10 protein-coding genes are annotated in these 9,968 nt (G+C 68.8%); 4 read left to right on the top strand and 6 right to left on the bottom strand.

Annotated features, from left to right (window positions below; translation table 11 throughout):
• Nucleotides 1-127: 127 nt before the first annotated feature.
• The gene (gene gatB / locus AMD30_RS13240) at nucleotides 128-1,633 is read right to left on the bottom strand and encodes an Asp-tRNA(Asn)/Glu-tRNA(Gln) amidotransferase subunit GatB (RefSeq protein WP_055475937.1); all 1,506 of its coding nucleotides are present in this window, start codon (nucleotides 1,631-1,633) and stop codon (nucleotides 128-130) included.
• A gap of 133 nt (nucleotides 1,634-1,766) precedes the next feature.
• Between gatB and AMD30_RS13235 the strand changes: the two genes are divergently transcribed.
• Nucleotides 1,767-2,000: a PspC domain-containing protein gene (locus tag AMD30_RS13235; RefSeq protein WP_010841334.1), complete on the top strand. Its 234-nt coding sequence runs from the start codon at nucleotides 1,767-1,769 to the stop codon at nucleotides 1,998-2,000.
• A gap of 14 nt (nucleotides 2,001-2,014) precedes the next feature.
• Here AMD30_RS13235 and AMD30_RS13230 read toward each other — a convergent pair whose 3' ends face one another.
• The 3 genes from AMD30_RS13230 to AMD30_RS13220 form a co-directional block, all read right to left on the bottom strand.
• Nucleotides 2,015-3,049 (bottom strand): 6-phosphofructokinase, encoded by a 1,035-nt coding sequence (locus tag AMD30_RS13230; protein ID WP_014927505.1) that lies wholly within the window; start codon nucleotides 3,047-3,049, stop codon nucleotides 2,015-2,017.
• Nucleotides 3,050-3,198: 149 nt separating this feature from the next.
• Nucleotides 3,199-3,849: a response regulator gene (locus AMD30_RS13225; protein ID WP_010841336.1), complete on the bottom strand. Its 651-nt coding sequence runs from the start codon at nucleotides 3,847-3,849 to the stop codon at nucleotides 3,199-3,201.
• A gap of 9 nt (nucleotides 3,850-3,858) precedes the next feature.
• Entirely contained in the window at nucleotides 3,859-5,151 is a 1,293-nt protein-coding gene (locus AMD30_RS13220; protein ID WP_055475936.1) for a sensor histidine kinase, read from the bottom strand.
• Between the two features lie 165 nt (nucleotides 5,152-5,316).
• Between AMD30_RS13220 and AMD30_RS13215 the strand changes: the two genes are divergently transcribed.
• Both AMD30_RS13215 and AMD30_RS13210 read left to right on the top strand, forming a co-directional pair.
• The gene (locus AMD30_RS13215; RefSeq protein WP_231632715.1) at nucleotides 5,317-6,018 is read left to right on the top strand and encodes a hypothetical protein; all 702 of its coding nucleotides are present in this window, start codon (nucleotides 5,317-5,319) and stop codon (nucleotides 6,016-6,018) included.
• Complete coding sequence (locus AMD30_RS13210; protein ID WP_055475934.1) at nucleotides 6,015-7,259, top strand: alpha/beta-hydrolase family protein; 1,245 nt, start codon at nucleotides 6,015-6,017, stop codon at nucleotides 7,257-7,259. The genes AMD30_RS13215 and AMD30_RS13210 overlap by 4 nt, the downstream gene beginning before the upstream one ends.
• Before the next feature lie 41 nt (nucleotides 7,260-7,300).
• On the opposite strand, the gene gatA is transcribed toward AMD30_RS13210, so the two are convergent.
• On the bottom strand, nucleotides 7,301-8,806 hold the full coding sequence (gene gatA / locus AMD30_RS13205) for an Asp-tRNA(Asn)/Glu-tRNA(Gln) amidotransferase subunit GatA (protein ID WP_010841340.1): 1,506 nt from the start codon (nucleotides 8,804-8,806) through the stop codon (nucleotides 7,301-7,303).
• A complete protein-coding gene (gatC, locus tag AMD30_RS13200; RefSeq protein WP_010841341.1) occupies nucleotides 8,803-9,114 on the bottom strand; it encodes an Asp-tRNA(Asn)/Glu-tRNA(Gln) amidotransferase subunit GatC in 312 nt (103 codons plus the stop codon). Before gatC ends, gatA begins: the two co-directional genes overlap by 4 nt.
• A gap of 176 nt (nucleotides 9,115-9,290) precedes the next feature.
• Between gatC and AMD30_RS13195 the strand changes: the two genes are divergently transcribed.
• Nucleotides 9,291-9,959, top strand: a complete 669-nt coding sequence (locus AMD30_RS13195; RefSeq protein WP_035717011.1) for an amino acid-binding protein — start codon at nucleotides 9,291-9,293, stop codon at nucleotides 9,957-9,959.
• Nucleotides 9,960-9,968: the final 9 nt, after the last annotated feature.

Below are 9,968 nucleotides of genomic sequence, written 5' to 3'. Positions count from 1 at the left end.
TCAGGGAGCAAAGGACCTGCAGCTCACTCGAATCAGGGAGCAAAGGACCTGTAGCTCATTCGGATCAGGGAGCGGGGTGACGCTCGCAAGCTCGCTCCTCAGGGAGCGGGAGTTCTGCGGTCAGCCGTCAGGAACAGGCCGCGATGACCAGTTCTTTCACGCGAGCCGGGTCTGCCTGTCCGCGAGTCGCTTTCATGACATCGCCGACGATCTTGCCGGCGGCCTGGACTTTTCCGCCGCGGATCTTCTCGGCGATGTCGGGGTTCGCGGCGAGGGCGTCGTCGACGGCCTTCTGGAGAGCGGAGTCGTCGCGAACCACCTCGAGACCGCGGTCGGCGACGATCTGTGCGGGTTCACCCGCACCGTCGAGGACGGCGGTCGCGACCTGCTGCGCGAGCTTGGTGGTGAGCTTGCCCTCGTCGACCATCCCGATGATCTCGGCGACCTGGCCGGGCGTGATGGGCAGGTCGGCGAGTTCCACTCCACGCGAGTTCGCTTGCTGCGCAAGGAAGGACACCCACCATCCGCGTGCGGCCTCGGGTGATGTCCCGGCGTCGACGGTGGCGATGATGAGGTCGACCGCGCCGACGTTGACGAGGTCACGCATCACCTCGTCGGACACTCCCCACTCCTCCTGGATGCGGGCACGACGCAGCCACGGCAGTTCCGGCAGGGTTGCTCGGAGTTCCTCGATCCACGCCGAGTCCGGCTGCACCGGCGGCAGATCCGGCTCCGGGAAGTAGCGGTAGTCCTCCGCGGTCTCCTTGCGACGGCCGGCCGAGGTGGTGCCGTCGGTCTCGTGGAAATGCCGCGTCTCCTGGACGATCTCACCCCCGGCCCGCAGGATGGCGCCCTGGCGGCGCATCTCGTGACGGACGGCCACCTCGACGCTCTTGAGCGAGTTGACGTTCTTGGTCTCGGTGCGGGTGCCGAACTCGGTGGCGTCCTTCGTCTTCAGCGACAGGTTGACGTCACAGCGCATCGACCCCTGGTCCATGCGGACGTCCGACACGTCCAGCGATTTGAGCAGATCACGCAGCGCCGACACATACGCCCTGGCGACCTCCGGTGCACGTTCCCCGGCGCCCTCGATGGGCCGCGTGACGATCTCGACAAGCGGCACGCCGGCGCGGTTGTAGTCGAGCAGCGAGTGACTGGCCCCGTGGATCCGGCCCGTGGACCCGCCGATGTGCAGAGACTTTCCGGTGTCCTCCTCCATGTGGGCGCGCTCGATCTCCACCCGCCATGTGGTGCCGTCACCGAGCACGACGTCGAGGAAACCGTCGTAGGCGATCGGCTCGTCGTACTGCGAGATCTGGTAGTTCTTCGGCTGATCCGGGTAGAAGTAGTTCTTCCGCGCGAAGACACTCGACGGCCGGATGGCGCAGTTGAGTGCCAGGCCGATGCGGATCGCGGACTCGATGGCCTTGGCGTTGGCGACCGGGAGCGAGCCGGGGAGGCCGATGCACACCGGGCAGACCTGGGTGTTGGGGTCGGCGCCGAACTCGGTGGGGCACCCGCAGAACATCTTGGTCGCGGTGCCCAGCTCGACGTGCACCTCGAGGCCCATCACCGGATCGAAACCGGCGAGGACGTCGTCGTAGTCCAACAGGTCGACGGCTGCGGAAGTCATGGCAGTCAGTTTATGCGGCGATATCCCAGGGGCACGTTCAGGGTGATCACCGATGCCGGAAAGGTGCGCCCGCTCGTAGCGTCGACGACATCGACGGACAACGTCGCAACGGACGCCCACCCAGGAGGACGAGATGACCACCCCACAACCCGCCTACACCGGCCCACGCCTGATGCGTTCACGCACCAATTCCTGGCTGGGCGGTGTGTGCGGCGGCATCGCCGAACGCTGGGGCTGGGACCCGACGCTCGTCCGCGTCCTGTTCATCCTGTCGATGCTGCTGCCGGGACCCCAGGTGCTGCTCTACCTGGCACTCTGGATCATCATCCCGCGCGAGCCCGCCGCGACGGCCGCGCCCGTCGCCTGACGCGGCCACCGAGCTCAACCGAAGATGACCCGGATCTCCTTGTACTGATCCAGCGGCACGGTCTTGAGTTCGCCGAGCGCCTCGTCGAAGGTGATCCGCGCGATCTCGGTGCCGTGCAGGGCGACCATCTGCCCCCAGCCCTTCTCGGCGACGAGGTCGGCGGTCGCCATCCCCATCCGTGTCGCCAGGACCCGGTCGTAGGCCGACGGCACCCCGCCGCGCTGGATGTGCCCGAGAACGGTGGCGCGGGTCTCGATGCCGGTCCGCTCCTCGATGAGCGGGGCGAGCACCTCGGCCACACCGCCGAGCCGGGGGCGGTTGAAGCCGTCGAGGCCCTTGGTGGAGTGGGCCTCCTTCATCTCCGGGAGGGTGAAGCCCTCGGCGACGACGACCATCGGTGAACGGCCGCGCGACTTGACGCTGGTGACCCAGGCGCAGATCTGGTCGAGGCTCTCCGGATTCTCGGGGATCAGGATCACGTGCGCGCCGCCCGCGATCCCGGAGTGCAGGGCGATCCAGCCGGCGTGGCGGCCCATCACCTCGAGCACCATGCACCGCTTGTGCGAATTGCCGGTGGTGCGAAGCCGGTCGATGGCCTCGGTGGCGATCTCCACGGCCGTGTTGAACCCGAAGGTGTAGTCGGTGGCGGCGATGTCGTTGTCGATGGTCTTGGGAACCCCGACGATGTTGATGCCGTCGTCGAACAGTCTCTTCGACGCCGCCGCGGTGCCCTCGCCGCCGATCGCGATCACGCCGTCGATCTCGAGGTTCTTCAGAACCTTCTTGATGTTCTCGGGTCCGCCGTCGGGTTCGGAGTAGGGACCGAACCGGCTCGTGCCCAGGATGGTGCCGCCCTGATTGGACAGGCCGCGTACCGTCGACCGGTTCAGTTCGACGATGTCGCCGTAGACGAGTCCGGCCCAGCCGTCCCGGAACCCGACGAACTCGTGGCCGTACACGGTCTCACCTTTGAGCACTGCGCCGCGGATCACCGCGTTCAGTCCGGGGCAGTCTCCCCCGGACGTCAGAATGCCGAACCTCTTGGCCATCTGGTGAGACCACCCTCCCTGTCGTCATCCGTCGAACCTGCGTCATCTCCGGAGCCTTGACGTCATCTCCGGGGACACGGCCGGTGCCGAGCACGCGGCACGAACATCCCCAATCTAGTGCCCCGGTGAGCCGGGCGCTGGCCGCGAAATCACTTGATGCCGTTCTCGTAGGCGAACACGACCGCCTGGGCTCGGTCCCGGAGTCGGAGTTTGTTCAGGAGGCTGCTCACGTGCGTCTTGACCGTCTGTTCGGTGACGAACAGGTCGGCACCGATCTCTGCGTTGGACTTGCCGTCCGCCACCAGATCGAGGACCTCGCGTTCCCTCGGGGTCAGGGTGTCGAGCTTGTCGTCCCGCGACGGTCGACGACGGTTGGCGGTGACCTCGGTGATCAGGCGCCGCGTGATCGACGGCGCCAGCAACGCCTCGCCCGCGGCCACCACCCGCACCGCCCGCACCAGCTCGTCGGCGGGTGCGTCCTTGAGCAGGAAGCCCGAGGCACCGATCCGCAGGGCTTCGTACACGTAGTCGTCGATGTCGAAGGTCGTGAGCATCAGCACACGCGTGGGCGGTTCCGACGACGACGAGAGGATCTGTTCGGCCGCCCACAAACCGTCCTTGCGCGGCATGCGCACATCCATCAGGACGACGTCGGGACGGACGCGGCGACACACCTCGACGGCCTCGACCCCGTCGGCGGCGTCGCCGAGGACCGAGAGATCGGGCTGCGCGGCGAGCAGAGCCGAAAAGCCCTGACGCACCATGGCCTGGTCATCTGCGATGACTACGGTGATCGGCACGCCGTTACGCTACCGTCGTCGCGACCGCGGCTCACCGGAACCCGACGAGGTCACGATCGGCTCGGGAACGACGACCTCACGTCGCGGCGACGCCGGGATTCGGGCGCGTACCTCAAATCCCCCGGCCGGGGTCGGCGAGGCGATGAGCGAACCGCCCACTGCCTGAGCACGATCGATCATCCCGGGGATACCCACACCACTCCCACCGATCTGCAGCGGCTCGGCGGTCGCGGCAGTGTTGACGACGGCGACGTCGACGAGGCCGTCGTCGGTCCGCGACACCTCGACGTCCACGCGTCCGCCGGGGGCGTGTCGGGTCGCGTTGGCCAGCGACTCCTGCACGATTCGATAGATCACCAGGGCAGCCGATTCACCGACCTCGTCCGCGTCGACGTCGAGTACGAGCGCGACCTCGGCGCCGGCGCGTCGTGTCTCGGCGACCAGCGAATCGAGTTCGCCCAGGCCCGGATTCGGTGCCGGCGAGGCGTCCGTACCCTCGACGCGCAGGACCCCGAGCAGTTGCCGGACCTCATCGAGGGACGTACGTGCCGCGTCGGCGATCGCCTCGAATTCCGCTGCGGCCGAGGGACTCACATCAGGCAGGCGATATCTCGCGGTCTGCGACATCACCACCACCATCGACATCCGGTGGGCGACCACGTCGTGCAGGTCCCGGGCGATGCGCGCCCGCTCCTGGAGCACGGCTGCCTCTGCTTCGGCGGCCTCGGTCTGCTCGGTGCGAACCGCCAGCTGCCGGCGCGAGGCCATCAGGCCGCGCAACAACGCGACCACGACCGCGAGCACGGAGATCCCGAAGACCCACCCGACGCGCGCGGTCGGCTGCACGGCGAACGCGATGACGATGGAGGTCGAGACCCAGACCACCGGAATCCACCGCAGCGGGCACTTGAGAAAGGCCATGAACGTGAGGACCAGCAGTTCGATGAGATGGGTCACCTGGATCGTCAGCTCCCACGTACCCCGAACCGGGACGACGATGCCGATCAGTTGCGCGGAGACCACCGAGATCGCCCATCCCAGCAGCGGGGCCGACCACGCGAGGGCGATCGGCAGGGCGGCGAAGGCGGCGACCACGGGAAGCACGAACACCGGCATGGAGTGGGTGATGGGCAGTGTCGGCCAGGCGACCGAGTACATGACGAGCGCCACGAACAGGAAGAACCAGTTCAGGCGCGACGAGAAGTAGTGCCGCACCGCGGGGTCCTGGGCCACGGGTGCGGTCGACACCCATTCCAGTGAGGACGCCCCCACCGCGCGGAGCTTCTTGCGGTATCCGAACATGCACTCACCCTAGGCCCGCCGACGACCCGAAGACCTCATACTTTCGAGGGAGACTACCCGATACCGGCGTACGGGTCCGGCGCCGGCGGACCGGCCTGGGGACGACCTCGGACGGCTCCGCGGAGCGATGTGCCGGTTGGGTCCGACCTCATAGCGTCGATGACCATGACCGGATCACAGGATTTCCGAAAACCACCTTTGGACAACGGCTTCCACGGTTCCCTCGATTCCTTCGCACCGGACCGCCGGCGGCGCTCGCACTGGTGGGCCGCGATGCTCACCCTCACCGCGCTCCTCGCCGGGCAGTGGGTCTCGACCGCGCACGCCGTGGCGGGTCCGCTTCTCGGAGCGACGAGCACGTCGGTGGCGGCGCCATCGGACGATGCGCACAACCCCTACGCGGCCGCGGTCGTCGCCCTCGTGGGACCGCACCCGGCCACCGCGGTGACGCTCCTTCCTCCGACCTTCGTCGTGGCGCAGGGGTACTCGCCCCGAATCGTCGACGGATACCCGGTCGACCCGGACGGGGACTGCTCGTCACCGGTCCCCCTGCCGGCGCAGTTCACATCCCTGTGTCGCACCCATGATCTCGGCTACGACCTGCTGCGGGCGGCCGAGCGAGACGGTGCACCGCTCGGCGCGTGGGCCCGGATCGCGCTGGACCGCATGCTGATCGACCGGATGTACGCCTCCTGCGGCTCGCCCGCCTGCACGATCGCCGCGCACGGGGCCCGCATCGGGCTGGCGTGGAACACCTGGCGTCAGTACGGCGGTCCCCCGGCCCGGGGTGAGTCGCTGCCCGCGCTGGTCGGCACGACCATCGAGCGCGCCCTGGTCGACCCCGACGAGTACGAGGTGCGGCGATGACGTCGCACCGGGACGCGCGGTGGTTGCGCGACAGCACTTTCCGATCGTGGCCGCACCCGGCCGTCAGTGTCGCCGCCACGCTCGGCCACCTCGTCGCGCTCTACCCGGGCACACTGCCACGCGACGCGACGACGACGGCGATCCTGACCGTTCTGCTCAGCGCTCTGGGAGCGTGCACCGGCATGATTCTCGCGCGGCGTACCCGTCGGCAGCCGGAGGAACAGGCCCGGCGCGTCGTCTTCGGCTCGTGCGTGGTGATCCTCGGATGCGCGGTCGGCGTGGCGCTCTGGTGGCAGAACCTCATCCGGTCGGCGGTCGACGCCGTACCCGCGGGCCTCGGGTGGTGCGCTGCGGCGACGTTGCCGTCCGCGCTGATCGTGGCGGCGATCGTGGCCGTCCCGCGGATCACCGCGATGGCCGCCGCCGGTGGCCTCGCACTCACGGCCGGACTGCTGGCGCCCGCCGACGCCGGGGCCGACGGGCAGCCGTTGCCGGTCTCGTCGTCGGCGCAGCAGGATTCGCGCATCGTGCTGCGCGGCGAGCTCAGGGACGGCCGATTCGACGATGCCGCAGCGGAACTGACGCGGACGTGGGCGGTGTCGGACGGACCTTCGGCGCGCGCGGTCGTGGTCGCGGTGCCGACCGGATCGGGGTGGGTCGATTCCGCAGCCGTCGACGGTTACGCCAGCCGTTTCGCCGGCGATGTCCGGGTTCTCACCCTCCCGTACGCCCAGGTGCCGTCCTGGCAGGCCTTCCTGTCCGACCGGACCAGGGCCGCGGAATCGGCGATCGCCGTGGTGTCGGCGCTGGCGACCGTTCTCGATCGTGTGCCCGAGCACGAACGTCCGCGAGTGGTTCTCTACGGGCAGAGTCTCGGCGCCGTGGGTGCCGACGCCGCCCGGGTGTGGCTGGAGAACGAGCATCCCGCGCTGCTCGACGAGACCGTGCTGGTCGCGCCGCCGGCGGGCACCGTCGCCGCGGTGTCCCGTACCCCGAGAGCGGTCCTCGCCAATTCCAGCGATCCGGTCGTGCGCTGGTCGTTCGCCGAACTGTGGCGACCGCACCGGGCGACCGGCGACACCCACATCCGTGGTCCGCGGGTTCCCGACGCACCGTGGCTACCCGTGGTCAGCTTCGTGCAGACGAGCATCGACCTGCTCGGCGCGCTCGACGGGGCGGCCGGCGTCGGCCACCGATACGGGACGGAACAGGCCGGGCCGCCACATCCGTTGCGCGGCTGACGGTCCGCCGGCCGGCACACCGATGAGCCGTGCAGTGCCGGTCAGACGATCGGGCCGCGAGCCGCTTCGTAGGAGGCGCCGACCCGGTACAGGCGGTCGTCGGCAAGGGCGGGAGCCATGATCTGCAGACCGACGGGCATCCCGTCATCGACCGACAGGCCCGAGGGCACCGACATCGAGCCGATGCCGGCGAGGTTCACCGGCAGCGTGCACAGATCGAACAGGTACATCGCGAGCGGATCGTCGACCTTCTCCCCGATCGGGAACGCGGTGGTCGGCGTGGTCGGCGAGATCAGCACGTCCACCTTCTCGAAAGCCGTGGCGAAGTCGCGCGATATCAGGGTGCGGACCTTCTGCGCCTGACCGTAGTACGCGTCGTAGTAACCCGACGACAAGGCGTAGGTGCCGATCATGATGCGGCGCTTGACCTCTGGGCCGAAGCCGGCTTCGCGGGACAGCGCCATGACCTCGTCGGCGGAATGCGAACCGTCGTCGCCGACACGCAACCCGTAGCGCATCGCGTCGAACCGTGCGAGGTTCGACGACACCTCCGACGGGAGGATCAGGTAGTACGCGCCGAGCGCGTAGGTGAAGTGCGGGCAGCTCACCTCGATGACCTCGGCGCCACGCTCGGTGAGCAACTTCACGGCCTGGTGGAAGGAGTCGAGTACGCCCGACTGGTAACCCTCGCCCTGCAGTTCGGTGACGACACCGATCTTCACGCCCTTGAGGTCCTGCTCGGCGCCCTCGCGGGCGGCCGCGACGACGTCGGGTACCGGGACGTTGATCGACGTCGAGTCGCGCGGGTCGTGCCCGGCGATGACCTCGTGCAGCATCGCGGTGTCGAGAACCGTGCGGCCACACGGGCCGCCCTGGTCGAGTGACGACGCGCAGGCGACGAGGCCGTAGCGCGAGACGGTGCCGTAGGTCGGCTTGACGCCGACGGTCGCGGTGACCGCGGCCGGCTGGCGGATGGAGCCGCCGGTGTCGGTGCCGATCGCCAGCGGGGCCTCGTACGACGCCAGTGCCGCCGCGCTACCGCCACCCGAGCCGCCCGGGATCTTGGTGAGATCCCACGGGTTCCGGGTCAACTGGTACGCCGAGTTCTCGGTCGAGCTGCCCATGGCGAACTCGTCCATGTTGGTCTTGCCCAGGATCGGGATGCCCGCGGCGCGAAGACGTTCGGTGACCGCCGCGTCGTAGGGCGGAACCCATCCCTCGAGGATCTTGGAGCCGCAGGTCGTCGGCGCGTCGGTGGTGGTGAAGACGTCCTTGAGTGCGATGGGCACACCCGCGAGCGCCGATGGGGTCTCGCCGGCGGCGATCGCATCGTCGGCCGCCTTGGCGGCGACCAGAGCTTCGGCACCGCTCACATGCAGGAACGCGCCGAGCTGGTCGTCGATCTCGGCGATGCGGTCGAGATGGGCCTGGGTGACCTCCACCGAGCTGACCTCGCGCGCGCCGATCTTGGTGGCGAGTTCGGCGGCGGACAACCCGGTCAGATCACCAGCGGGACGCGGGGTTGCGGCACTGGACTCGGGACTCACTGTTCTTCTCCCAGGATCTGCGGGACGGCGAAACGGTCCTGCTCCACCGCCGGTGCACCGGACAGGGCGGCGTCGGTCGTCAGCCCGGGGACCACGACATCCGGACGCAGCACATTCGCGAGTTCGGCCGGGTGAGCGGTACCGGGCACGTCGTCGGCTGCCACCTCCGACACCGACGCGACGTGAGTCAGGATCGAGTCCAGCTGCTCGGCGTAGACATCGAGTTCGTCCTCGCTCAGGGCCAGTCGTGACAATCGCGCCAGATGCGCGACCTCATCCCGCGATATGGACTTCGGTTCGCCAGCCACTGCAGCGTCCTTCCTCACATCACTGTTCGTTCATCTGTCGTCATCTGTGCTCGCCTCATCGCGTCGTCGACACGGCTCGCACAACGTCTCCAGACTATGGGAACCCACGAGAGGGACTCACCCCAGCCACCGGTTGCGCCGCGGGCGCTGCGCGCGGCACGCACGCGGGTGCGAGAATGTCGCACGTGTCCTACCTGTTGCGGGTCTACCTCGAAGACCGGCCGGGCAGCCTCGGCGTGCTCGCCGTGCAGCTCGGCTCGGTCGGTGCAGACATCCTGTCACTCGAGGTCGTCGAGCGCGGCAACGGCTACGCCGTGGACGATCTCGTCGTCGAGGTGGCGCCCGGTTCGCTTCCCGACAGCCTGATCACCGCGGCGGAGAAGGTCAACGGTGTCCGCGTCGACTCGATCCGGCCCTACTCCGGTGTCCTGGACACCCACCGCGAACTCGAGCTGGTCGACCGGGTGGCCACCGCCGGTCGTGACCGGCTACAGGTCCTCGTGGACAACGCACCTCGGGTGCTGCGCGTCTCGTGGGCGATGGTGATCACCCCCGCCAGCGGCGGCGTGCTGCAACTCTTCGGCTCATCTGGAGCCCCGGAGACCCCGTTGACCAGGGCCGACTGGCTTCCTCTGGAGAGAGCGACCGAGCTCGACGCCGAGGGTGACTGGGTTCCGGGTGCGTGGCAGGAGATGGACACCCGCCTTGCCGCGGCGCCGCTGGGTTCGGAGTCGAAGGCGATCCTGCTCGGACGCATCGGCGGGCCGGACTTCCGGCCGTCGGAGGTCGCCCGGCTCGGTTACCTCGCCGGGATCGTCAGCACCGTCCTACGCGCCGAGAGTTAGTCCCGACGG

This window comes from Gordonia sp. HS-NH1, from assembly GCF_001418765.1.
Taxonomy (GTDB): domain Bacteria; phylum Actinomycetota; class Actinomycetes; order Mycobacteriales; family Mycobacteriaceae; genus Gordonia.
The sequence above is the reverse complement of the archived record's forward strand: the minus strand, read 5'-3'. Positions and strand labels throughout refer to the sequence as shown.